At 47.8% G+C, this 22,823-nt stretch carries 21 protein-coding genes and 1 pseudogene; 10 read left to right on the forward strand and 12 right to left on the reverse strand.

All coding sequences use genetic code 11. The features are described 5' to 3' along the window. Positions 1 to 59 precede the first annotated feature (59 nt). Both SHD_RS16715 and glnA read right to left on the reverse strand, forming a co-directional pair. Positions 60 to 2,297: a TonB-dependent receptor gene (locus SHD_RS16715; protein WP_052031074.1), complete on the reverse strand. Its 2,238-nt coding sequence runs from the start codon at positions 2,295 to 2,297 to the stop codon at positions 60 to 62. Positions 2,298 to 2,706: 409 nt separating this feature from the next. Then, positions 2,707 to 4,116: a glutamate--ammonia ligase gene (gene glnA, locus SHD_RS16720; RefSeq protein WP_023268211.1), complete on the reverse strand. Its 1,410-nt coding sequence runs from the start codon at positions 4,114 to 4,116 to the stop codon at positions 2,707 to 2,709. 965 nt (positions 4,117 to 5,081) lie between these two features. Between glnA and typA the strand changes: the two genes are divergently transcribed. Further along, positions 5,082 to 6,893 (forward strand): translational GTPase TypA, encoded by a 1,812-nt coding sequence (typA, locus tag SHD_RS16725; protein WP_039978579.1) that lies wholly within the window; start codon positions 5,082 to 5,084, stop codon positions 6,891 to 6,893. 82 nt (positions 6,894 to 6,975) lie between these two features. On the opposite strand, the gene SHD_RS16730 is transcribed toward typA, so the two are convergent. Then, the gene (locus SHD_RS16730) at positions 6,976 to 8,004 is read right to left on the reverse strand and encodes a diguanylate cyclase domain-containing protein (protein WP_039978580.1); all 1,029 of its coding nucleotides are present in this window, start codon (positions 8,002 to 8,004) and stop codon (positions 6,976 to 6,978) included. Positions 8,005 to 8,359: 355 nt separating this feature from the next. Between SHD_RS16730 and katG the strand changes: the two genes are divergently transcribed. Further along, complete coding sequence (gene katG, locus SHD_RS16735; protein ID WP_023268214.1) at positions 8,360 to 10,546, forward strand: catalase/peroxidase HPI; 2,187 nt, start codon at positions 8,360 to 8,362, stop codon at positions 10,544 to 10,546. Between the two features lie 86 nt (positions 10,547 to 10,632). Here katG and SHD_RS16740 read toward each other — a convergent pair whose 3' ends face one another. From SHD_RS16740 to SHD_RS16750, 3 genes are all read right to left on the reverse strand, one after another. Further along, positions 10,633 to 11,847 (reverse strand): 4Fe-4S binding protein, encoded by a 1,215-nt coding sequence (locus SHD_RS16740; RefSeq protein WP_039978615.1) that lies wholly within the window; start codon positions 11,845 to 11,847, stop codon positions 10,633 to 10,635. Positions 11,848 to 12,159: 312 nt separating this feature from the next. Then, positions 12,160 to 12,813, reverse strand: a complete 654-nt coding sequence (locus SHD_RS16745; RefSeq protein ID WP_023268216.1) for a DUF2959 domain-containing protein — start codon at positions 12,811 to 12,813, stop codon at positions 12,160 to 12,162. A 29-nt stretch (positions 12,814 to 12,842) separates the two neighbouring features. After that, entirely contained in the window at positions 12,843 to 13,064 is a 222-nt protein-coding gene (locus SHD_RS16750) for a hypothetical protein (protein ID WP_023268217.1), read from the reverse strand. A gap of 81 nt (positions 13,065 to 13,145) precedes the next feature. Here SHD_RS16750 and SHD_RS16755 point away from each other — a divergent pair, with 81 nt between their 5' ends. From SHD_RS16755 to azoR, 6 genes are all read left to right on the forward strand, one after another. Further along, positions 13,146 to 14,159 carry a virulence factor BrkB family protein gene (locus tag SHD_RS16755; RefSeq protein ID WP_023268218.1) on the forward strand — a complete coding sequence of 338 codons (1,014 nt, stop codon included), beginning with the start codon at positions 13,146 to 13,148 and terminating at the stop codon, positions 14,157 to 14,159. A gap of 45 nt (positions 14,160 to 14,204) precedes the next feature. Then, positions 14,205 to 15,161 carry an alpha/beta fold hydrolase gene (locus SHD_RS16760; RefSeq protein ID WP_023268219.1) on the forward strand — a complete coding sequence of 319 codons (957 nt, stop codon included), beginning with the start codon at positions 14,205 to 14,207 and terminating at the stop codon, positions 15,159 to 15,161. After that, positions 15,158 to 15,760, forward strand: a complete 603-nt coding sequence (locus SHD_RS16765; protein ID WP_023268220.1) for a hypothetical protein — start codon at positions 15,158 to 15,160, stop codon at positions 15,758 to 15,760. Before SHD_RS16760 ends, SHD_RS16765 begins: the two co-directional genes overlap by 4 nt. Positions 15,761 to 15,775: 15 nt before the next feature. Beyond that, entirely contained in the window at positions 15,776 to 16,213 is a 438-nt protein-coding gene (dtd, locus tag SHD_RS16770) for a D-aminoacyl-tRNA deacylase (protein ID WP_023268221.1), read from the forward strand. A 39-nt stretch (positions 16,214 to 16,252) separates the two neighbouring features. Then, positions 16,253 to 16,690 carry a thioesterase domain-containing protein gene (locus SHD_RS16775; protein WP_039978581.1) on the forward strand — a complete coding sequence of 146 codons (438 nt, stop codon included), beginning with the start codon at positions 16,253 to 16,255 and terminating at the stop codon, positions 16,688 to 16,690. Positions 16,691 to 16,823: 133 nt separating this feature from the next. Further along, positions 16,824 to 17,420 (forward strand): FMN-dependent NADH-azoreductase, encoded by a 597-nt coding sequence (gene azoR / locus SHD_RS16780; protein ID WP_039978582.1) that lies wholly within the window; start codon positions 16,824 to 16,826, stop codon positions 17,418 to 17,420. 60 nt (positions 17,421 to 17,480) lie between these two features. On the opposite strand, the gene SHD_RS16785 is transcribed toward azoR, so the two are convergent. The 3 genes from SHD_RS16785 to SHD_RS16795 all read right to left on the reverse strand — a co-directional run bounded on the left by SHD_RS16785 (position 17,481) and on the right by SHD_RS16795 (position 18,680). Beyond that, entirely contained in the window at positions 17,481 to 17,645 is a 165-nt protein-coding gene (locus SHD_RS16785) for a hypothetical protein (RefSeq protein WP_235056983.1), read from the reverse strand. A 41-nt stretch (positions 17,646 to 17,686) separates the two neighbouring features. Then, a complete protein-coding gene (locus SHD_RS16790; RefSeq protein ID WP_023268224.1) occupies positions 17,687 to 18,010 on the reverse strand; it encodes a rhodanese-like domain-containing protein in 324 nt (107 codons plus the stop codon). A gap of 94 nt (positions 18,011 to 18,104) precedes the next feature. Beyond that, positions 18,105 to 18,680: a helix-turn-helix domain-containing protein gene (locus SHD_RS16795; RefSeq protein ID WP_023268225.1), complete on the reverse strand. Its 576-nt coding sequence runs from the start codon at positions 18,678 to 18,680 to the stop codon at positions 18,105 to 18,107. A gap of 127 nt (positions 18,681 to 18,807) precedes the next feature. Here SHD_RS16795 and SHD_RS16800 point away from each other — a divergent pair, with 127 nt between their 5' ends. Beyond that, positions 18,808 to 19,995 carry a benzoate/H(+) symporter BenE family transporter gene (locus SHD_RS16800; RefSeq protein WP_039978616.1) on the forward strand — a complete coding sequence of 396 codons (1,188 nt, stop codon included), beginning with the start codon at positions 18,808 to 18,810 and terminating at the stop codon, positions 19,993 to 19,995. Positions 19,996 to 20,054: 59 nt separating this feature from the next. On the opposite strand, the gene SHD_RS16805 is transcribed toward SHD_RS16800, so the two are convergent. Beyond that, a complete protein-coding gene (locus tag SHD_RS16805; RefSeq protein ID WP_039978584.1) occupies positions 20,055 to 20,510 on the reverse strand; it encodes a GNAT family N-acetyltransferase in 456 nt (151 codons plus the stop codon). A 380-nt stretch (positions 20,511 to 20,890) separates the two neighbouring features. Here SHD_RS16805 and SHD_RS16810 point away from each other — a divergent pair, with 380 nt between their 5' ends. Beyond that, positions 20,891 to 21,205, forward strand: a complete 315-nt coding sequence (locus SHD_RS16810; protein WP_039978585.1) for a hypothetical protein — start codon at positions 20,891 to 20,893, stop codon at positions 21,203 to 21,205. Positions 21,206 to 21,606: 401 nt separating this feature from the next. Here SHD_RS16810 and SHD_RS16815 read toward each other — a convergent pair whose 3' ends face one another. Then, positions 21,607 to 22,086: a hypothetical protein gene (locus tag SHD_RS16815; protein WP_023268229.1), complete on the reverse strand. Its 480-nt coding sequence runs from the start codon at positions 22,084 to 22,086 to the stop codon at positions 21,607 to 21,609. Positions 22,087 to 22,520: 434 nt separating this feature from the next. Further along, positions 22,521 to 22,823 (reverse strand): annotated as a pseudogene (locus tag SHD_RS22320) (transposase); the annotation flags it as partial.

A 22,823-nucleotide genomic window follows, 5' to 3' on the forward strand; every position in this document is an offset into this window, starting at 1 on the left:
ACACTTGGTCAACCCTACCTAATGGAAGGCTGACACAAGTGATTCCTTTTAGCCTGTTATCACCAACTCAGTTGATAATTGAGGGCAAAGGTGCGGCCACGGCCATGGTAGTCGAACATAGACTCAGGACCGTAGGTCGGGCTGTAGAAGTACACCGCTCGTTGGCCCCATAGGGTGCTGTAGTCTTTATCGAGCAGGTTTTCGATGCCGTAGCTCAGGGTACCGACGGGTAAATCGATAGAGCCCAGTAAATCCAGTGTCGTGTAGCTATCAAGCTCACTCGCTAGGCCATCATTGGTTTTGAAGCGATAGTCGGACTCGGCGCTAAAACTGTGCTCTGCCTGTAAACGTATCTTCTGTGTCTCGCCGCGCCAGCCAATAAAGGCGGTGGCCTTAGAGGGTGAGGCGTAAGTGACGGTTTCATCGACCCAATTATTCTCATCCTTCACTTCACTGCGCACCAAATGCAGGTTGGTGCCGACTTGCCAGTCCGAGGTGATATCAAAGTTAAGCTGTGCCTCTAGGCCATAGCTGCGTTTATCTTGGTCTTTGACATTGATGGTCAGATCTTTGCTGTTGACCTCAATGACCTTGTCAGACACTGCATAGTAGACGCTGGCTTGCGCCTGCCAACGCTCTGCAAGATAACGCCATCCCAGCTCCATGGAGTCGGTCTTGATCCCGTCAAGGCGGGTATCATTGATATTGATGCTATTTTGCAGCTTTAAGTAACCGTCGGCATCGGCCTTGTAGGTGCCGCGACCATAGTATTTCGACAGGTCTGGCAGTTCAAAACCTTGGGAATAGGCAAGCCAGAGTTGTTGGTCTTGGCTCAACTTGGCCACCAAGCCAAGGTTGACTAAGCCTATGTTATAGTCGGTGCTGCCGCCTTTAATGGCGTCGGCTCCCTTGGCCTTGCCAGAGGCAATCGCTACCTGTTGGTTATAACCGATAAAATCATTAACACTGTTTTCCATGTGTTGATAACGGTAGCCTGCGTTTAGCACCAAGAAACTATTCATTTCCCAACTGCTTTGGATAAATGCCGCAATAGACTCGACCGAAAAGTCGACATAACGCCCGGTAGTGAACAGCTCGCGCATCACTAAGCCGCCGTGTTGGTTGGCGGCATCGAGGTCGAAGCTCATTTGGTTCGAATCAAAACTTTCTTTATCCCAATCCAGTCCCCAAGTGAGTGTGAGGCTATCGACGGGTTTGGATTCTACGACCGCCTTCAAACCATAGATGCTGGTGTTTTGGGCCGATGCTGAGAAGTTGTAGACGCCGCTGGTTTCATTGACGTAGGGGAACGGGTGGAAATCCAGATTCTCTTTGCGATAAAAGCCTTGTAAATACAGGGTTTGACCCAGAAACTCATCCTGGGAGTAGGACAGATTCAGTAAAGTACGCTCGGTGGCGGGGCTGCGGTCAGCGTCCAATCCTTTACGGGTTTCCAGCACTGAGGCATCGCCCGTGACACCGGAGAAGTTCTCACCCATATACAGGCCATGTTCTTCGTCTGAACCATTGCGATAGTATTGCGCCATGGCGCTCAGATTTGCGTCATTGGCAAGCTGCCAATCCATATTCGCCATCAAATCATAACCTTGGGTGTACTGCATTCCGGTTTGGGAGATGTCCAGCATTACAGGATTGCTACTGCCATCAAACCACTGGCCGTTTTCCTGCCAAGCGGCACTAAAGCGTCCCTTAAGCGAATCACTGCCCCCGGTAACCGCTAGCGCTGTGCGATAATCTAAATCATCACTGCTATTAAAGCCGGACTTAAATCCTGCTTCGGCCTCGAAGGTATCACTGCTGTCAGCCGCTTTTTTAGTGACGATATTAATGGCACCGCCCAGTGCGCCACCACCATAGATAGCCGACGCGCCAGCCAGCACCTCGATGCGGGCAATATTGAATGGATCGATACTGTCGAGCTGACGGCTAATGCTGCGGGAGGTGTTCATCGACACGCCATCGATTAATACCACCATGGCGCGACCGCGAATATTCTGGCCAAAGTTGGTGCGTCCTTGGCTGGACACATCCATCGACGGCACCAAGGTGGCGAGCATTTCCTTAATCCCTTTGCCGCTATCGGTTTGCTCGCGAATGCTGGCTTCATCAATGATCCACACAGTGCTGGAGAGATCGCTGATTTGGGTCGGTGAGCGGGTGGCGGAGACCACCATACGCTCCATCTCGTTTTCAGCGGCTGTCGCCATATTAATAAGCCCCAGTTGGCAGATAACTGCGGCGGCGACTAGGCTCATCGGCCCCATAGACTTAGGCATAGCATTCTCCATCAAAAACAACAGGTACATGAGAAGCCAAAAGGACAGACTGTGGTGACATTTTCTCGCGACCCAGAAAGCATTTTTAATGGTTTGAATTCAATGCGCTAACTGAATATGAATGGAGAGTATTCCGTGTTTGGCTCCAAAAAAGACGCATTATTATAGTTGTAATCGAGAATCGTTCTTAATTGAATTTACAAAGCCTTTACTTTTTTACGCCTCCAAAATCACTAGGCGACAACAAATGGACAGATAACAACGAGAGGTCAGGATTTATGTGTGTTGATGGTGGGTAGAGCTATGTCGGGTAGGCATAAAATCCGCAGGAGATTAGAGACAAAAAAAGCCCCGACAGAAGACTGTCGGGGCTGCTAGATGTTGTGCAGCTAATCGATGCCGTTAGCCATTACAGGCTGTAGTACATCTCGAACTCTAATGGGTGAGTTGTACGGCTTACACGCTCAGCTTCTGCAGATTTCAGTGCAATGTAAGATTGGATGAAATCTTCGCTGAATACACCGCCGCGAGTTAAGAACTCGTGGTCAGCTTGCAGGTTCTCAAGTGCGTTTTCTAATGAAGTCGCTACTTGTGGGATTTCAGCCGCTTCTTCCGCTGGCAGATCGTACAAGTCTTTATCCATCGCTTCGCCTGGATGGATCTTGTTTTGGATACCGTCGATACCTGCCATCAGCAGCGCTGCGAAACCTAAGTATGGGTTTGCATGTGGATCTGGGAAGCGAGTTTCGATACGACGCGCTTTTGGACTTGGTACCACTGGAATACGGATTGAAGCAGAGCGGTTACGTGCTGAGTAAGCTAACATCACTGGTGCTTCAAAGTGTGGTACTAAACGCTTGTAAGAGTTAGTGCTTGGGTTAGTGAAAGCGTTAAGCGCGCGAGCGTGCTTGATGATACCACCGATGTAGTACAGTGCAGTTTCACTTAAACCAGCGTATTTGTCGCCAGCGAACAGGTTCACACCGTCTTTAGCTAAAGATTGGTGAACGTGCATACCGCTACCGTTGTCGCCAACGATTGGCTTAGGCATGAAAGTCGCAGTCTTACCGTAGGCGTGAGCCATGTTGTGTACTACGTACTTCAGAATTTGGATTTCGTCCGCTTTCTTAGTCAGAGTGTTGAAGCGAGTTGCGATTTCGTTTTGACCCGCAGTCGCCACTTCGTGGTGGTGAGCTTCAACGACTTGACCCATTTCTTCGAGCACTAAACACATAGCGCTACGTAAGTCTTGTGAAGAGTCAACAGGAGCTACTGGGAAGTAACCGCCTTTCACGAATGGACGGTGACCAGTGTTACCGCCTTCGTAGCTAGTGCCTGAGTTCCATGCCGCTTCTTTAGCGTCGATTTTCACGAAACAACCAGACATATCAGTACCGAAACGTACGTCGTCGAACAGGAAGAATTCTGGTTCTGGTCCAACTAATACAGTGTCAGCGATACCGGTAGAGCGTAAGTATTCTTCCGCTTTTTTCGCGATAGAACGTGGGTCGCGATCATAACCAGTCATTGTGCCTGGCTCGAGAATGTCACAACGGATCAGTGCTGTGGTTTCTTCGGTGAATGGGTCTAATACAAACGTGGTTGGGTCTGGCATCAGCACCATGTCTGATTCGTTAATGCCTTTCCAGCCAGCGATTGACGAACCGTCAAACATTTTGCCGTCTTCGAAGAAATCAGCGTCTACCTGATGAGCAGGGATAGATACGTGCTGCTCTTTACCTTTGGTGTCGGTAAAACGTAAATCAACAAACTTAACTTCTAATTCTTCAAGTTGCTTTAAAACTGATTCAACTGACATTCTCAAGTCTCCGGTAGGGTAAAGGGATGTCCCTTCTATAATCTTTTAACTCAAGTCGCGCTTGAGCCAAACTTACAAGCTATATAGCGATATCTATGCCAACAATTTAAGATGTTGATAATCAAAGGCTATATATTTTAGTGCACAGCAATTTGCTCAGCGTTGCACTATATTGGTGCGTTTGTATGTGGCATTTTGGTGCATTAATCCATTTTGGTGCGCACCGTCACAATACCATTTTAGTGCAAGGGATTTGGTGGCAATCTTGCCACGCTTATTTCTCCCGATTCTCGTCGGCCGATTAAGCTCATGAACTAGGCTTTTTGACTTTGCTTGAACCAAACAAAGCACAATGAATCTAGCACATTAGTTATGCTTGAGAATCGCTTAAGTTCACTATTTCAATCGCTCGCAATAATGTCACAAAACCGTGGCAACCTAAGCTATTTTTCGCGGGGCGGTTATGGATGGATATATTGAATAATGCTTAATTATCAATCCATTAAAATCGTTGTTCGCAATGGGGAATAGAGTTTGTTGAAACTGACGCCAAAGTCATCCGCAGAAACCGTTAACTGATGCCAGTCACGCATATTTTTATGGCTTAATCTGGCACGTTACGGCTTGATGGCGTGGATTGACTATACTTATGGCTGCTTTGTGCTGTGCGGCAAAGGAAGCGCAGAGTGAAAAACAGTGAATTCAGCTGCTTAGCTTAGTCGATGACAAGATAAACTGGCGAATTGTCTGCATATTAACGGTGCATTTAGGCTATTTGACTCAGGCAAAAGAGTGCCTTTTGAGTACAGTGCTCAATAAATTGTTTTATAAGTGTTCAAAAATAATCCTGTGCGGCAGGGCCGCTCTGGAGTAGAATGTCACGCTTTTTTATGGCGACTCAACGTAGATTGCTATAACGAATATTGAAATATCCCTATTTTTGTTTGATGGTAAGAGGTTTATCCGTGCTAGAGAATTTACGTAACATCGCCATTATTGCGCACGTTGACCATGGCAAAACGACCCTGGTTGACAAGCTGCTGTCGCAATCAGGAACCCTTGCAACCCGGGGAGAAGCTACTGAGCGGGTGATGGACTCCAACGATCTTGAAAAGGAACGTGGGATCACGATTCTGGCAAAGAATACTGCCATCAAGTGGAACGACTACCGCATTAACATCGTAGACACCCCAGGCCACGCCGACTTCGGTGGTGAGGTTGAGCGTGTTCTGTCTATGGTTGACTCAGTATTACTGCTGGTTGACGCTGTTGACGGTCCAATGCCACAGACTCGCTTCGTAACCAAGAAAGCGTTCGCCCAAGGCTTAAAGCCAATCGTTGTTATCAACAAGATTGACCGTCCTGGTGCTCGCCCTGATTGGGTTATCGACCAAGTATTCGACCTGTTCGACAACTTAGGTGCGACTGACGAGCAATTAGATTTCCCAATCGTTTATGCCTCTGCATTAAACGGTTTTGCGACTTTAGATCCGGACGAAGTAAGCGCAGATATGACGCCGCTGTTCCAGACTATCGTTGAAAAAGTTTCTCCACCTGCAGCTGACGCTGAAGGTCCATTCCAGATGCAAATTTCTCAACTCGATTACAACTCATACGTGGGTGTTATCGGTGTTGGTCGCATCAAGCGTGGTAGCATCAAGACTAACCAGCAGGTAAGTGTGATCGGTGCTGACGGTAAAGTGCGCAACGGTAAAATGGGCCAAGTATTAGGTTACATGGGCTTAGAGCGTACCGAAGTTGACGTAGCAAACGCTGGCGACATCGTGGCGATTACTGGTTTAGGCGAGCTGAAAATCTCTGACACAGTATGTGCCGCAGGTAATGTTGAAGCGCTGCCGCCATTGTCAGTTGACGAACCAACACTGACCATGACGTTCCAAGTCAACACTTCACCTTTCGCGGGTAAAGAAGGTAAGTACGTGACTTCACGTAACATTCTTGAGCGTCTGCAACAGGAATTAGTGCACAACGTGGCACTGCGTGTTGAAGAAACCGACAGCCCAGACCGTTTCGCAGTATCTGGCCGTGGTGAATTACACTTATCCATCCTGATCGAAAACATGCGTCGTGAAGGTTACGAATTAGCGGTTTCTCGCCCAGAAGTTATCTTAAAAACCATCGATGGCGAACTGTGTGAGCCATACGAGACCCTGACTGTTGACGTTGAAGAAGAACATCAAGGTACAGTCATCGAGAAGCTGGGTATCCGTAAGGCTGAGATGAAAGACATGCAGCTTGACGGTAAAGGCCGCGTGCGCGTTGACTTTATCATCCCAAGTCGTGGCTTAATCGGTTTCCAAACTGAGTTCTTAACTGCAACTTCAGGTACTGGTTTGATTTACCACTCATTCGATCACTACGGTCCGCACAAAGGTGGCGATATCGGTCAACGCGCTAACGGCGTATTGATCTCTAACGCGACTGGTAAGGCGCTGACATTCGCACTGTTCGGTTTGCAGGACCGCGGTCGTCTGTTTATCGGCCACGCTGCCGAAGTTTACGAAGGTCAAGTTGTGGGTATCCACTCACGTTCTAACGACCTGACCGTGAACTGTCTGAAAGGTAAGCAGCTGACTAACATGCGTGCTTCAGGCACTGACGAAGCTCAAGTACTGACTACGCCAATCACCTTAACACTCGAGCAAGCCCTTGAGTTTATCGATGATGACGAATTAGTTGAAGTAACACCTAAGAGCATCCGTGTTCGTAAGAAACACTTAACTGAAAACGACCGTAAGCGCGCTAGCCGCGGCTAATGGTGGTTGTGTAGTCGAGTAAAGTGACTACCACACAGTGAATAAGGCCCCGCTAAGGCAACTTAGCGGGGCTTTTTAATGGCTATATTTCGGGTTCATGTACTAAGCGTATGCAGTTACGACCTGCGGACTTCGCCAAGTAAAGGGCGGTATCTGCTTGGTGGACTAATTCTAAGGCATTATGTTTATCTGAGGGGAGTAAACACGCAACACCCACGCTGACCGTGACAATTCCTATGTCTGTTTTAATATGGGGTATAGCAAGCGATTGAATAAGTTGATGTACGTGCTTGGCGGTGTCGAGTGCGCTTTGGTGATCCGTATTGGGGAGTAAAATAACAAATTCTTCGCCGCCATAGCGTGCAACCAATTCACCTGCCCGACGACCTGATTGAGATAAGCTGTTCGCCAGCATCTTGAGACAGTCATCTCCTGCGAGATGGCCATAAAAATCATTAAATAATTTAAAGTGGTCAATATCTAGCATGATAAGCGAGAGTGGCGTGTTGTTGCGTTGCCCACGACTCCATTCCTTTTGCAGCATTTGATCAAACAATCTACGGTTGCCAATATTGGTTAACCCATCGGTATTGCTGAGTTTTTCGAGTCTGTTGTTCGCTTCGGCAAGTTCATAGGTTCGCGCTTGGATAATGGACTCGAGCTCTCGATTACGCTCTTCTAAACTTGTCATTGGATAAATTTCGCCTTTTTTGGCTATGCCGTAGGGAATCGAAATGCCACTATGGACGATTTTCCAATCTTGGCTTTCTTGTTGGAAAACCAGCACTAATCTTGCGGTTTCTTGGCTGAGTATCGAGTCTGGAATAGGGAGATGAATATGGAAAAATGCGGTAATAACAATAATATCTTCAGCAAGATCCTGTAGTGATAAATCTAACACCTCAATACGGATCCGTTCGGGGATTTGGGCGAAGTCCTGACGGGTTATTTTTATCCATTCATCTTTACTGGTGACAAGGATATCGCTGCTACCTGCATAACCACTAAAATTATCACTAAAGCGGGCTGTGAGCTTGTCATCCCGGGCAGCGTACATCTCAATATATTCATCAAAAAGTGACTGCATAAGTTGCAAGCGTCTCTGCCGCATAGATTCACCTCAAGTAAGAATATAAGCGTTTTATTGTTCTTATTTGAGATGAGTATTAGTGATAAAACCATCTTCCGTTCTGATTAAAATCAAGATAGTGATGTAAAAACCACCAATAGTGTGATCTGTGCCCGCTTTTTGAGCTATGGTTTGATGTTCTCGTTACTGTCTTCTCGCTTTAATTGCTTAAGTCTGAAATGTTGTTCATTTAGCATACAGATTGAAAAGTGCATTAATCGTCATTTTGGAGCAATGTAGAATGGATTAATGCCAACGGTAAAACGCTCAACCAGATTAGCCTAATGACACCGTAAAGTGTCATTTCCTTCGTTAGCCATAAGTAAAGGAATATTCAATGGACAAGACGCAAAGCTCCCAAGGTAAATGCCCCGTGATGCATGGGGCGAATTCAGCGGTCGCCAGCAACAATATGGACTGGTGGCCTAAGGCACTTAATCTCGATATTTTGCACCAGCACGATAAGAAGACGGATCCTATGGATCCTAAGTTTAACTATCGCGATGCCTTCAACAGCTTAGATCTCGCCGCGGTGAAGCGCGACCTCAATGCTTTAATGACCGACAGCCAAGATTGGTGGCCCGCCGATTGGGGACACTATGGCGGCCTGATGATCCGTATGGCATGGCACTCAGCCGGGACCTATAGAGTTGCCGATGGCCGTGGCGGCGCGGGAACGGGCAATCAACGCTTTGCACCACTCAATAGCTGGCCTGATAACGCCAACTTGGACAAGGCGCGCCGTTTACTCTGGCCGATCAAGAAAAAATACGGCAACAAACTCTCGTGGGCGGATTTAATGATCCTCGCGGGCAATGTGGCCTATGAGTCTATGGGCTTAAAAACCTATGGATTCGCCGGCGGTCGAGAGGATATTTGGCACCCAGAGAAGGACATTTATTGGGGCTCTGAAAAACAATGGCTTGCGCCAAGTGATAATCCTAACAGCCGTTATTCGGGCGCGCGTGACCTTGAAAATCCCTTAGCCGCCGTAATGATGGGGCTGATTTATGTGAATCCTGAAGGGGTCGATGGCAAACCCGATCCCCTGCGAACCGCTCAAGATGTGCGTGTCACCTTTGCGCGAATGGCAATGAATGATGAGGAAACCGTGGCCTTAACCGCGGGTGGCCACACTGTGGGTAAGTGCCACGGTAATGGCAAGGCGCAGGATCTTGGTCCCGAGCCTGAGGGGGAGGATGTTGAAGCGCAAGGGTTGGGCTGGCTTAATAAGCACGGTAGAGGGGTTGGCCGAAATACCGTTACTAGCGGTATTGAAGGGGCTTGGACTACCCATCCGACCCAATGGGATAACGGCTATTTCAAATTGTTACTCAGTTATGACTGGGAGCTGAAAAAGAGCCCGGCAGGGGCGTGGCAATGGGAACCGATTAATATTAAGGAAGAAGATAAACCCGTTGATGTTGAAGATCCTTCCATTCGCTATAACCCCATAATGACCGATGCCGATATGGCGATGAAGATGGACCCCGAATATCGCAAAATCTCCGAGAAGTTTTATCAAGATCCCGCCTATTTCTCCGAGGTGTTTGCCCGTGCTTGGTTTAAGTTAACTCACCGTGATCTTGGGCCTAAGAGCCGTTATTTAGGTCCAGAAGTTCCGAGTGAAGAGCTGATTTGGCAAGACCCAATCCCAACGGTCGATTACCGTTTAGATGCCAGTGAGATTGTCGAACTTAAGGCTAAATTATTAGCCTCGGGGCTCAGCGTATCCGAGTTAGTGGCAACCGCGTGGGACAGTGCCCGCACCTTCCGTGGCTCGGATTTCCGTGGTGGCGCCAATGGCGCGCGGATCCGCTTAGCACCGCAAAAGGATTGGCAGGCCAACGAACCGGAGCGGTTGCAAAAAGTGCTTAAAGTATTAACTGAGTTGCAGGCAGGCCTGAGCAAAAAAGTCAGTATTGCCGACTTGATTGTCCTCGGTGGCGCAGCGGCAATTGAAAAGGCCGCCCACGCAGCGGGAGTCAATATCACAGTACCTTTCATGCCTGGCCGTGGTGATGCCACGCAGGAAATGACAGATGTGGAATCCTTTGCCGTACTTGAGCCTTTGCACGATGCGTATCGTAACTGGCAGAAAAAGGATTATGTAGTTCAGCCCGAGGAGATGATGCTCGATCGCACTCAATTGATGGGATTAACCGCCCATGAGATGACTGTGTTGATTGGGGGAATGCGGGTGTTAGGCACTAACTATGGAGGTACACGTCACGGTGTGTTTACCGACAAAGTGGGTGTGTTAAGCAATGATTTCTTTGTCAATCTCACCGACATGGCCTACAACTGGAAGCCTGCGGGTAGCAATCTTTATGAGATAGTTGAGCGTAAAACTGGTGCGGTGAAGTGGACCGCAACCCGCGTCGATCTGGTGTTTGGCTCTAACTCGATTTTACGCTCCTATGCCGAGGTATATGCGCAGGATGATGCCAAAGAGAAGTTTGTACATGACTTTGTGGCCGCTTGGACTAAGGTGATGAATGCCGATAGATTTGACCTTGCCTAATCTTTAGCGCTTAAGCTCAGCGTGAACATAAAAGGTGCAGCTTGGGCTGCACTTTTTTTATGTCTACTTACCAACAAATCAAATCGTTAATGGCCAACTCGATCAATCACTTGGATAAGCTCCATGCGGATACTGTCCGGTGTTTGGCTATGCCAGAACTCGGCTAAATAGGCGCCCAGCGGTAGGGCAAAGAGTGCCAATAATAACAGGACTAACAAGCCCTTATGGCTAACTCTGTGGCCCGACTTTAGGCCAAAACCGAGCGCCGCCGATTTAGGGCAAGCGGCCACACAGCGCATACAGGCTTGGCATTCGTCGCTGCGCACCGTGGTTTTGGTGTGCACTATGATGTTGGCTGGGCAGGCGCGGGTACATTTGTCGCATTTCATGCCTTTAGCTTCGATCAGGCAATGCTGAGTATCGCGACGGATCTTGAGTGGGCTGGCAAAACTTAAGATCCCGAGCATGGCGCCATAGGGACACAAGTAGCGGCAAAATCCCTGGCGACGCCATGCGGCTAAGGCGAGGATAAGAGCAAAGCAGGCTAAGGTAATGAGCCCTGGCGTGACAAAAAACAGCGCCATCTTAAGGTCGGCAATCTTGTGGTAATTGCCTTGCAGATAATAGGGAATCGACTCGCTAGGCATACCGATGACGATGTAAAAAAGCGCAAGTAATAATAGGTATTTAAGCATACGTAGTGGCCAGTCTAACCATGCGGGTGGCGCAAGTTCTGCTTTGATAAAGCGTTTGCGCAAGGCGTAGAGGTATTCGCCAGCAAGCCCTAATGGGCAGGCCCAACCACAAAAGGCGCGTTTGCAGAGTAAGCCTGTGAGTAGCACGGCGGCGAGCATGACGGCTGCGGCTGGGTGCGTTTGGTCCCACAGGTTGAGCGTCACTATGGCTTTTAGCTCAATGCCACCCGCGATAGGCAAGAAGGCGTCAGCGACATCGGGGCGCATCAACCAAGGCATAATTCCTTGTTTAAGCTGGATAGCATTGATGCTGTATTGGATTGCGACGATAAACAGCGAGAGCGCGAGCAGGTGTTGGCAGCCTTCGCGCAGGGTGTTGATTTTTATCTCACCCTTTAATTCCTCAGGTGCGAACTTGTTGGCAATCAGGCACAGCGGTAAGGCAATGGCTAGGGCGATCGCCAAAGGCCAGTAGAGGCTGATCGCCACGGCGCCAACACTTAAGAGTAAGGTGGCAACGGCGCCCCATTTTTTACCGCTCCAATAACTTAAGGATGCGATATACATCAGGGCCAACATCAGGGTAAGAGATTCAATAAAAGTCATGTTAATACTGCAAATAGAATACACGTATTCCATCTGAGTGGCTTTCGTTGGATAAGTTTTTGAGCCTAAAGCGAAATTGTGCGGCAGATCCAATATTGATTGTGCTGTCAGGCTAAAGCGCGTCATGGCTCACAAAGCTAAAAATCTTAGCCTTGCACAAACGAAACTGAGAATGCAGGGAGGATAAAATCAACAGCAAACTGCCATCGCAGTTTGCCGAAGTGTTTAGAGGAGAGGGTTAAATGCAGTGCTAAGCTGTTAATTCAGATAGGCTTGGCGCAATTAATGGCCAATTTGAGCAAGCTAAATTGTCTACCCTTTTGCGTTCTCAAGGGCCTCGATAAACTTGCTCGACTCGTTGATCGATTTGTTCATCTCTTTGATTAGGCCTGAAATATCCGTCTGTAGGCTCGCAAATTCCCCTTTAATTGCGCCAATTGCTTGAGCATTCAAGTTATGCTTTAAATACAGCATGTTGTCTTTCATGGCGGTGAGGATGGGCGGCATTTTAGATTCGGCACGGCGCATGGTTTTCATCAGTTGCTCGTAGGAGCGGCGGGTTTCCTTGAGCTTAGTTTCACTGTTGCGGCGCAGGCTGGCTTTGCTGATCTCGCTGATTTCGGCTTGCCATTCATCGAATAGCGCCTCGGCGACATCTTCGACTTTATTGATGCGATTACTTACGTCATCGGCGGCACTTTGGGCTGACTCGTATTCATCTTTGGCCTTGTTGTAGGCCTTTTCGAGGTTGCCACCATTGTGGTTGAGCAGGGCTTGCATCTCCTCAAGTGCTGAGCTGAACTCTTTTTGGGCATCCTCTTGGGATTCTTTTGCGGCCTTCACTCTGTCGACCATGATGTCGCGCTTGTGGTAGCCCACTTTTTCCATGGCACCGTAATAGGCGCTCTGGCAGCCCGTCAGCAATAGCGTTGCCGCCATCAGGCCAGAGGTAAACAATCTTTTCATTGGGTATTCCGTCACTGAGTCAAATGAAGTTAGTCGGCCTTAAAACGCGCCGCATCGATAATGCTCCAGAGGTGAAAGATAGCACCTATTACCGCAGGCACAATTAACCACCAAAGGGCATAGCCAACCACTGTAACTACGAAAAACAGCAATGCAGCCAAAATTCGTCCCTGAACCAGTTGACCTAGGCCGGGAAAGAATAGACTAGCGATAGCGGCGATAACATTGCCCGCAGATCCTTGTTGTGACATCAATTCACTCCTTAGACTTGTAAATTAAGTGTTTATTGTACGAAGATAACGAGTCTACACCAACAGAATCAAGAGAAACCCGTGACTAAGAAGATAGATCTGGCACAAATTCAAGTCTTATTCCTCGGGATCTGGCGCTTCCTGCTGCATTTACGTCAGCGTTTAGTGGAAGATCAAATCAATATTCGCGCCGGCCACTTGGCCTATGTCACCCTGTTATCCCTTGTGCCTATGGTGGCGGTGACTATGTCCATGCTGTCGGCTTTCCCTGTGTTTAAGGGGATCCGTGGCCAAATCGAAGCCTTCGTTTACGAGAATTTTTTGCCCGCGGCGGGCGATACGGTACAAGTCTATATCAATGAATTTGTTGGCAATGCCTCTAAGGGAACTGCCGTGGGGATCGCGGCTCTCGTGGTGGTGGCGATTATGCTGATCTCTGCCATCGATAAGTCGCTGAATAATATCTGGCGAACTAAGGAAAAACGTTCTGTGGTCGTGGCCTTTTCCATGTATTGGATGGTGATTACCTTAGGTCCAGTGCTGGTGGGCGCGAGTCTAGTAGCTACCTCCTATGTTGTGTCGTTAAAACTGTTTGAGGGCGATACCTTATCTGGGGTTATGCCGCTTTTTATCGAGCGTTTGCCTATGCTGTTTTCGGTGGCTGCGTTTTTACTGCTCTATATGGTGGTGCCGAATCAGAAGGTGAAGTTTTGGCACGCACTACTCGGTGCAGTGGTGGCGGCCTTGCTATTCGAGTTGGGGAAAAAAGCTTTTGCCTTGTATGTGACGAAATTCCCAAGTTATGAGGCCATTTACGGCGCATTGGCGACCATCCCTATTTTGTTCGTTTGGGTCTATTTATCTTGGATGATAGTGCTGCTGGGCGCCGAAATTACCGCGGCCATGCCTGAGTATTTGGACTATGAGTCCAGCAGCGATGTTAATGAAACCAATCTCGATGGTGAGCCCTTAGCGTCGCAGGATACACCGGCCGTGGAGCCCGAAACTCCATCTGCCCAATCAAGCCAAGAGGTTGATACGACGAGTGAACTTGCCGCAAACGCGCCGCAATCGACTACACTGGATAAGCCGTAGCTAAGTTGTCATCCACCAAGACATTCAACGAGCCTTATCCCGCCTATGATCACTGACGCCCATCAGCTTGCTCCTTTTATCCGCCGTGATTGGTTGATGATGGGCAATGGGCAGCAGTTGCATCTTGCCCAATATGGTAATCCGCAGGGGATCCCACTGCTGTATTTGCATGGCGGCCCTGGCGCAGGCGCTAGTACAAGTGAACTGAGTTTATTTAACCCCGAGCACTACTGGATTTTACTGCTAGATCAACGTGGTGCGGGGCAATCGCTGCCTGCTGGCGAGTTAGAACATAATCATTTAAATGGACTTATCAGCGATATTGAGGCGATTCGCATTCATTTAGGCATAGAGCGTTGGTGCCTCGCGGGGGGCTCATTTGGCGCCACCTTAGCCTTAATTTACAGTGGGTTATTTCCCCATCGAGTGAGTGCCCAAGTGCTGTGGGCGGTGTTTATTCCCTCAAAGGCGGGTCTTGAATGGCTCTATGCATCCTTGGGCGCAGCGCAGTTATATCCACAGGCATACCGTGAATTTGCTGCACCTTCTGTTGGATTGGCGGATTTATTTACGCACTATCAGCTAGGGTTTAACGCCCAAGATGAAGCAACACGTCATGAATTTGCCCGCCGTTGGATCCAATGGGAATTAACCTTAGCGGGCATACTAACAGGCCTACCTAAGCGGCTTGCGACGCCTTTGCTAGCCTTAGCTCAAATTGAGTTGCACTATGCAAAAAATGATTACTTCAATATGTTCAGCATATTACAGCGGGTGACATCACAAGTCACAGCGCGTACCCTGCTATTACAAGGCACGCAGGATGCTGTCTGTCCGGCACGTTTATTAGCCGCATTTTTGGCAAAAATCGACAACCCTAGGATACAAATTCATACCATTGTCGATGGTGGGCATTCGCTGAATAGTGACATACTCTCACTTGCCGTCACACTCGAGATCCAAGCCATGTGGACTTGGATAAAGCGACAGGAGCTAGCATGAAATTAGCCGTTATCATTGCCGCCATTTTGGGATTAACTGCCTGCGCGGCCACCTCATCCTCCACCCCAGAGTCTCAATCCTCATCTTCAGTGGTCGAGTCCTCTGAGGTGCGCGCTCCTGTGGCACCTAAAGTGGTGCAATTGGCGGGTATGACCAACGAGGCCGCCGCCGATACCTTGTATCAGGCCTTGCTCAATGCCAACTATTTAGCCACCAAAGTCGGGGCGGATAAGGTTGCGGTGCAATTTGGCAATAATGACTTTATGCTCGAACCCAGCATGAATGCAGCGGGGATTGACCGTATTCTGATGAACCGTTTTTATGCGGTGCATCCGCAGTTGCAGGCTAATCCTGAACTACCCGCGGTGATTGGTGAGCTGAATGCCAAGCTCAATTTTGCTAAATTCGTGCTACGTGAGCAGGGCGCGGTGATCCAAATCCAAGGCACTGTGACCTTTGCTGATAAGGTCGAAATCGAGGAACTTCGCCGCTTTATGCTGTGGACCGATGGCGGTTTAGCGGAAATTGCCCAGTCATTACCCGAAGGTGTGGAGCAGTATCTGCGTCCTATCCCCTTGATGCCCCTCGTTAAGTCGTAATTTAAAGGAAAAGTTGTGATCGCGTTAATTCAAAGAGTGAGCCGCGCCAGCGTGGTGGTGGACAATCAAACCATAGGTGCAATCGATAAGGGCTTGTTAGTTTTACTTGGGGTTGAGCGGGAAGATAACCGCGAGAAGATGGAAAAATTAGCCACTAAGGTGATGAGTTATCGAGTGTTTTCCGATGAAAATGGCAAGATGAACCTCAACTTAACTCAGGCGGGTGGCTCGCTTTTAGTGGTGTCGCAATTTACCTTGGCCGCCGACACTGGCCGTGGCCTGCGTCCGAGCTTTTCGGGGGCGGGTACGCCTGAGCAAGCGCTTGGCCTGTATGAAGACTTTGTCGCCTTTTGCCGTGCGCAGGGCGTGACCACAGAAACGGGACAATTTGGCGCCGACATGAAGGTCGAGCTAGTCAACGATGGCCCAGTTACCTTCCATTTACAGGTTTAACCTACAGGACAGTGTGCCAACGGCAGTAAGAATATGAACATGGATGAATTATTAAACCAATTGCGCCAAACCTGGCACAGCACCATTCCCGTTAGCGAGTTTATGCAGATAGCGCCAGTTTCCTTTGTCGAAGGGGAGCTGCGTGTGAGTGCGCCACTGGCGCCGAATATCAACCTGCACAACACTATGTTTGCGGGCAGTATTTATACCCTTATGACCCTCACTGGCTGGGGCATGGTGTGGCTGCAACAGCAGCTTCAACGGGTGGATGGCGACATAGTGTTAGCCGATGCCCATATCCGTTACATGGCGCCCGTGACCTGTGCGCCCGAGGTCAAAGTGCGTTGGCCTGAAACGGATTTAAGCCCGCTGCAACGGGGGCGTAAAGCCAAAGTCAAACTCGAAGTACAACTTTTTTGTGACGACAAACTCTGCGCACAATTCGATGGTTTGTATGTCAGTGTGCCTAAAATGTAAAACCTTTCTAAAAAATCGAAATTAATCTCAAATTTTATCCGCTTTTTTTCTTTTTTATGGGCTAATAAACTAAGCCCATAGAGTCGAGAGCAAGTTGAAAGACTCTCAAGAATTTCAATTTTCGGAGCAGATTATGTCTAAAGTCCTAGTGTTAAAATCCAGTATTCTTGGCGGTTATTCACAATCTGCCTTGTTAGTTGACCACCTGATCGGTAAATGGGAAGACCAAGGCGCGACCATCACAGTTCGCGATTTAGCGGGTAAAGATGTGTTGCCAATGGTTGATGGTGAAATTGCCTCTGGCCTACGTGGCGGCGCTGAGTTAACCGCACGTCAGCAAGAGATGCTCGACCTGTCTAACGCCTTAGTTGAAGAGTTAAAAGCAAACGACACTATCGTGATCACTGCGCCTATGTACAACTTCAACATTCCAACTCAGCTGAAAAACTGGATTGATTTTGTGGCCCGTGCAGGTGTGACTTTCACTTATACCGAAAACGGTCCTAAAGGCTTAGTGGAAGGTAAACGCGCCGTGTTGATCACCACCCGTGGTGGTGCTCATAAAGATGGTCCAACGGATCACATTGTACCTTTCTTAAAAACTTTCCTCGGTTTTATCGGTATCACCGACGTGGAAGTGGTTTATGGCGAAGCGCTGAACATGGGTCCAGAAGCTAACCAAAAAGGGATCAGCGAAGCTAAAGTCAGTATCGATAAGTTAGCGGTTTAATTGTAGAAAGCATAAAAATGCCAGCTTAAAAGCTGGCATTTTTGTTTGCGCAGAATGCGATTATTCGCAAAGCTTGCAGCCAAGGGACATAGCGCTGGTTTCGATATAACGCACCTTAGTACTTGCTTGGCCACGGTTACGGCTCACGCTGTAGCGGGTTTCGCGAACCACTTTGGGCTTAGGCAGTTGTTCGCCGCTAGTTGGGCGTGGGCACTTTGTTGTCATCCGCACCTCCTCACGCATAGTTGATCTGCTTGGCTTAGGTTTTAGCTTGGCTGGCAACAGACTAAATCTTTTAGCGAGCCACCGTTGACCACACATTCAAAACCATTGGCCCTTAAAATATCGCAGCCCTTTTGGGCACGAATGCCTGCGCCGCAGTAAAGCACAAAGGGATGCTGTTTATTGTCAACCTGATGTAACCATTGGTCGAGCGTTGGCAGTGGCACGTTGATGGCCTGAGGCAAATGACCCGAGGCAAACTCCTCCGGTGAGCGCACATCGATAACGCGCGCACCTTGATCAATCAATTGCCAACATTTTTCACCGTTGCTGCTACCAGATAATTTAGCCAGTAAAGATTGAAACATAGCTTTGCCTCTATGATTAGAAAATTTTCAATAAGTTTATTCTAATGGATTGGCGGGCGCAAGCCGCAATCTGTTGGCGCTTGGCTTGTCGGCGTTACTCGGTGGCTGGCGCTGCTCTGTGGTAGTGGATTAGATCATGAAACACCACGGGTTGATCGCTTAAGTTACGGTAACCATGGGGTTTATCGGCAGCAAAGCGCACGGCTTCACCCTGCTGTAATGGCTGCCACTGACCATCGACTAACACTTCCATAGTGCCGCTCAGCACGATCACATGCTCGGTCACACCCGCCTCATGGGGCTCGGAGAGACGCTCATAGTGCGGCAATAGGGTAAGTTCAAACATTTCAAAACCAAAGCGAGGCTCAAAGGGAAATAGTGACGCCACTAACATGCCGTCGGTCGCTGGCTTTTGGCGTAATGCATCGGCGTTACGAAAGACCGCGCCTTGGCTCTCGGGCGTTGGCTCCAAAAAGGTTGAGAGTGAGGTATTAAAACCGCTGGCGATTTTCCACAGGGTAGCAATGGTGGGGCTAGATTCGCCGCGCTCAATCTGGCCTATCATGGCCTTGCTTACGCCTGTCTCGAGTGCCGCTTTATCTAGGCTCCAACCCTTTTGGCTGCGCAGTTGTTTTAGGGTCGCGGCAAGATAACTGTTGATGGTCTGCATTAGGTTCTGACGCTTAAAAAATTATTTGTACGTTATAACGCACAAGTGCTATCTTGTCCATCTTGTGCGTTATAGCGTACGAGTAATGGTGCGATGGATGATCAAGGCAAAGGTAGGTGTAGGGATGATGTGGCGCGAAGCTTTAGGACTATCAAAAATATCGGCGGGCTTTATTGCCGTGCTGGTGGGCTACAGCAGTTCGGCGGTGATTATCCTGCAGGCGGCGGACGCTGTGGGCGCGACATCGGCACAGATGAGTTCATGGCTGTGGGCCTTAGGTGTCGGCATGGGACTCACCAGTATTGGCCTGTCTCTCTACTATAAAAATCCGGTGCTTACGGCATGGTCAACACCCGGGGCGGCGCTGATGGTCAGCAGCCTTGCGGGATTGAGTATCCACGAGGCCGTTGGTGCCTTTCTTATTAGCTCTTTGTTGATCACCCTCTGCGGCTTGGCAGGCTGGATGGATAAGCTTATTCGTATCATGCCACCCTCGGTGGCGGCGGCCATGTTAGCGGGGGTTTTATTGCAGTTTGGCTTAGGGCTGTTTCAAGCCATGCAAACTCAGCTGAGTTTAATCCTCTTGATGTTACTAGTCTTTATTGTGCTTAAGCCTTTTGCGGCGCGCTACATTATGTTGCTCACCCTCGTTGCGGGGATAGGGATGAGCTATCAATTGGATTTATTGCAACTCGATAAGCTTGAGCTGCAATTCGCCGCCCCAGTATGGATAGCGCCTACGTTTTCTATCGCCAGCGTGGTGGGAGTGGCGCTACCCTTATTTGTAGTGACTATGGCTTCGCAGAATATGCCTGGAGTGGCCGCACTCCACGGCCATGGTTATCGCCCGCCTATCTCGCCATTAATTACCGTGACGGGTCTGATGGGCGTACTGTTTGCACCCTTTGGTGGCTTTGCTTTTAATCTCTCGGCGATTACTGCGGCAATTTGTATGGGTAAAGAGGCGGACCCTAACCCCGCAACTCGTTATTGGGCGGCTGTGTGGGGCGGAGTATTTTATTTGATAACAGGCCTACTCGGCGCAACTGTGGTGGGGCTCTTCGCCGCATTTCCGAAGGAACTGGTGCTCGCGATTGCAGGATTGGCCCTGCTTGGCACCATAGGTAACAGTCTAACCGCTGCGCTCGCGGATAACGACGAGCGAGAGGTGGCTGTGATTACGTTTCTCGTCACCGCCTCAGGCGTGAGTATATTGGGGATCGGCAGTGCATTCTGGGGATTATTACTCGGATTTTTAATGCATTACTGGCACAAGCATCGCGTCTTAACCACAGCTAAACAAGCAAAAGCTTAGCTGTGGTTAGGTCTAGATTGCGGTTCGCCACGTAAGTGGATTGATGTGAGTGCAGAGGCCTAGAGTTTTTTGGTCATAAATAGGCTATTGGGGTCGAGCACGTAATCGGCAAAGGGGCCACACAGCTCGAAGCCAAATTTCGTATACAGGTTACGGGCGGGCTGGAAAAAGGCCATTGAGCCAGTTTCTAAACTGAGGCGCTGCACACCTGCGGCTTTGGCATCATTGATCAAATGCTGCAATACCTTAGAAGCAATCCCCTGTTGTTTGTAGGTGGCGGCGGTACGCATCGATTTGATCTCGGCGTGTTCGGCATCTAACCATTTTAGTGCACCGCAGCCCGCCAGATTTCGGCCATCCCACAGTGTCCAAAAGCGAATATTGGGTTGGCGCAGGCCGTCAAGGTCTAATGCGTGCACACTTTCCGGCGGCGAGGTTGCTCGCATATCTTCAAGGTGTTCAGTTAAAAGTGCTGCAATTTCAGGCCCTTTTAGATCATCTAGTATTATTTTCATCATTGCTCTCAAGATTAAAATTCCCTGTGTTGTCGCTTATCCATCATAGCGTTATCGCGTTTGGTTGTTTTTAGGGTTAAAACGCCGCGGTGACTAAGCAAAGGGTAGGCCAAGAGTCTTTGCTAAAAGGGATGATGCTTCATTCCTTAAGTTTTATCGAGAGGCAAGCAAGAAAGCTTGTGCTTACTTTTGTTTGAGGGCAAGGCAAAAACATATTATGTTATTGTCTTATATTAAGCGTTTTAATTTTTACTAAAACTACAGGGATTGTTATGTTAAGGAAGAGCGTTTTCTTTTTGTTTTTTCTACTCGTTTAAATTTTTATTACATTGTATTTTTTTGAAAATAACAATGAAGTTAGTGTTAACGATACATCCTTTATGAAAGATAGTCATATCGTTTTGGTCGATGATTTTAACTCTGCTAATGTTAATTTTGATGTGTCAACAAATATAAAAGAGCCTCGAGCAAGTGATAGTTCTTTGCACTCTTTGACTGAGCATAAAATGGAGCTTAATGGAGGTTATGATACAGGGATAGTTAGTGATGACAATGTTGTTGATAGTACTAAGCTAAATTCAATTTTGGCTTCAGCTAACTTTTACGAAATTATAGATGCTTTCTCGAAAATGCCAGACAAGTCATTTGAAATAATAGTTTTTGAAAACAGTATTAGTGAGTTTTTAAATAAGTAAAAATATAGTTCTATTTTAAATGAGTACCGTGTTTCATGTGATAATTAAATTTGTTTTGGATATTTTGTATTTTCAGAGCCAGATGCTTTTGCTAATTTCTACAAGGAGTTTAGTCTTAGTAATAATAGTCCTATGAATAAGTCTGGTTATGTAAACTATTTAATGGTTACAAACAATGCTAAAGGGGGAAATGAGTATAGGATATCATTTAATTCAGACCCTTTAGTTAAATCAATAACTGCACAGAAATAGTTGCATCATTGGCAAAATAGGACGGACAGAATTGGATGGTGATTGGCGAGGCTACCGCCTCTGTATCTTCGGGAACTGAAAAAAGTTATGCCTGTCCGATCTTATTATGAACAAGTGATAAAAACATTAGCGCGTTCGCTAAGGGCGGGTCATGTCTGCATAAAAGTCTCTTTGAAAATAAGACCTTCGCCAGTACACATTCTCAATCCGCTATTTGCATAATAAAGTGTCAGCAACCACAATATTGGCATTAATACTATCTCCAGTGCTACACCGACTGAACCAATATCACCATATATAAATGTGGTTGTGAAAAAACGCACTAGCCCCATAGGGTCAAATGGCATGTAATTAATATTACCTTGGAATAGTATTGAACTTAGGATCACAATCGTAACACTTGTCCAAAGCCGCCTAGGTTCATAGCAGAAAACAACATAAGCAGGAATTAGTGCAGCGATACCGATTCCAACAAAATTTTGTGATATGTGGTAGAGGTGAAAGTTTTCTGAAGGGTAAAACCACCAGAATATTTTTCCCGCCGCAGCAATACCGATTGCAGAGATTGTCAACGCATAATAACTGGCAGCGATGCAAAGGCTGAATAAAAATAGCTTTACGTGATTCATGCTCGGTCTTCCCTAAACGTATAATGTTTGGCTAAGGGGTGGCTAATAGCGCAGCTATTGGACGACCCAGATGAGTGTAGCTCAATTCCGATTGTATAAATATCACTCATGGCGGTCTCCTTTTAAACCGACTTTCTCAGTATAGGAGGGGTATCCATTTCATTATTTTATTCGTGCGCATGCGCGTTTACCTCGTTGAAGAATAAATCTAGCCACCCATTTTAAATCAACAACATAATGCACTTTCGGTTTGCCTACAACTTGTGTGAGCTAAAATGACTTGAGTGGGAGTAATCAACAATCGCGGGGAGAGCATCTAAGGCAATAAATTGCGCTAATTCCTTTAAAAATCGGGTATTTCAGACGAGGTAAATTGTCCCATAGCGCTTGGGAAGTGTTCTGGATGGGGGCTTTTGAAGTGATATAAGCCGTTGTCAGTTACTGTAAAAGTGCTGACAGCATTTAGCAAAATGCCGTCGTCGCTTTTCTAAGTGTTCGCAGTAATCGGTCAGCTCTTGCAATGTGCCTACAGGGCCATGAAATAACTTGCCAAATTCGGTTGTCAGCTTGAGCCAATTGTCATGGGGGATATTTAATCTGTTCAGTATCTTGGCGCTACTTTCACTGATGTATCCACGTTTATCGTTGCGAATAATTCGGCCTGTATCATCTACCAATTTAAGGTAGTCCGTTAATGAAAACGCAATGCCATTGGGTTGATTGTCGCACTCGTTACC

The organism is Shewanella decolorationis S12 (assembly GCF_000485795.1).
GTDB lineage: Bacteria > Pseudomonadota > Gammaproteobacteria > Enterobacterales > Shewanellaceae > Shewanella > Shewanella decolorationis.

What these genes read in the sequence shown, in the direction of transcription:
- SHD_RS16715 (WP_052031074.1), bottom strand. Translation starts at nt 2,297, where the DNA reads ATGCCTAAGTCTATGGGGCCGATGAGCCTAGTCGCCGCCGCAGTTATC.
- glnA (WP_023268211.1), bottom strand. Translation starts at nt 4,116, where the DNA reads ATGTCAGTTGAATCAGTTTTAAAGCAACTTGAAGAATTAGAAGTTAAG.
- SHD_RS16730 (WP_039978580.1), bottom strand. Translation starts at nt 8,004, where the DNA reads ATGCGGCAGAGACGCTTGCAACTTATGCAGTCACTTTTTGATGAATAT.
- katG (WP_023268214.1), top strand. Translation starts at nt 8,360, where the DNA reads ATGGACAAGACGCAAAGCTCCCAAGGTAAATGCCCCGTGATGCATGGG.
- SHD_RS16740 (WP_039978615.1), bottom strand. Translation starts at nt 11,847, where the DNA reads ATGACTTTTATTGAATCTCTTACCCTGATGTTGGCCCTGATGTATATC.
- SHD_RS16745 (WP_023268216.1), bottom strand. Translation starts at nt 12,813, where the DNA reads ATGAAAAGATTGTTTACCTCTGGCCTGATGGCGGCAACGCTATTGCTG.
- SHD_RS16750 (WP_023268217.1), bottom strand. Translation starts at nt 13,064, where the DNA reads ATGTCACAACAAGGATCTGCGGGCAATGTTATCGCCGCTATCGCTAGT.
- SHD_RS16760 (WP_023268219.1), top strand. Translation starts at nt 14,205, where the DNA reads ATGATCACTGACGCCCATCAGCTTGCTCCTTTTATCCGCCGTGATTGG.
- SHD_RS16765 (WP_023268220.1), top strand. Translation starts at nt 15,158, where the DNA reads ATGAAATTAGCCGTTATCATTGCCGCCATTTTGGGATTAACTGCCTGC.
- SHD_RS16775 (WP_039978581.1), top strand. Translation starts at nt 16,253, where the DNA reads ATGGATGAATTATTAAACCAATTGCGCCAAACCTGGCACAGCACCATT.
- azoR (WP_039978582.1), top strand. Translation starts at nt 16,824, where the DNA reads ATGTCTAAAGTCCTAGTGTTAAAATCCAGTATTCTTGGCGGTTATTCA.
- SHD_RS16785 (WP_235056983.1), bottom strand. Translation starts at nt 17,645, where the DNA reads ATGACAACAAAGTGCCCACGCCCAACTAGCGGCGAACAACTGCCTAAG.
- SHD_RS16790 (WP_023268224.1), bottom strand. Translation starts at nt 18,010, where the DNA reads ATGTTTCAATCTTTACTGGCTAAATTATCTGGTAGCAGCAACGGTGAA.
- SHD_RS16795 (WP_023268225.1), bottom strand. Translation starts at nt 18,680, where the DNA reads ATGCAGACCATCAACAGTTATCTTGCCGCGACCCTAAAACAACTGCGC.
- SHD_RS16800 (WP_039978616.1), top strand. Translation starts at nt 18,808, where the DNA reads ATGTGGCGCGAAGCTTTAGGACTATCAAAAATATCGGCGGGCTTTATT.
- SHD_RS16805 (WP_039978584.1), bottom strand. Translation starts at nt 20,510, where the DNA reads ATGAAAATAATACTAGATGATCTAAAAGGGCCTGAAATTGCAGCACTT.
- SHD_RS16810 (WP_039978585.1), top strand. Translation starts at nt 20,891, where the DNA reads ATGAAAGATAGTCATATCGTTTTGGTCGATGATTTTAACTCTGCTAAT.
- SHD_RS16815 (WP_023268229.1), bottom strand. Translation starts at nt 22,086, where the DNA reads ATGAATCACGTAAAGCTATTTTTATTCAGCCTTTGCATCGCTGCCAGT.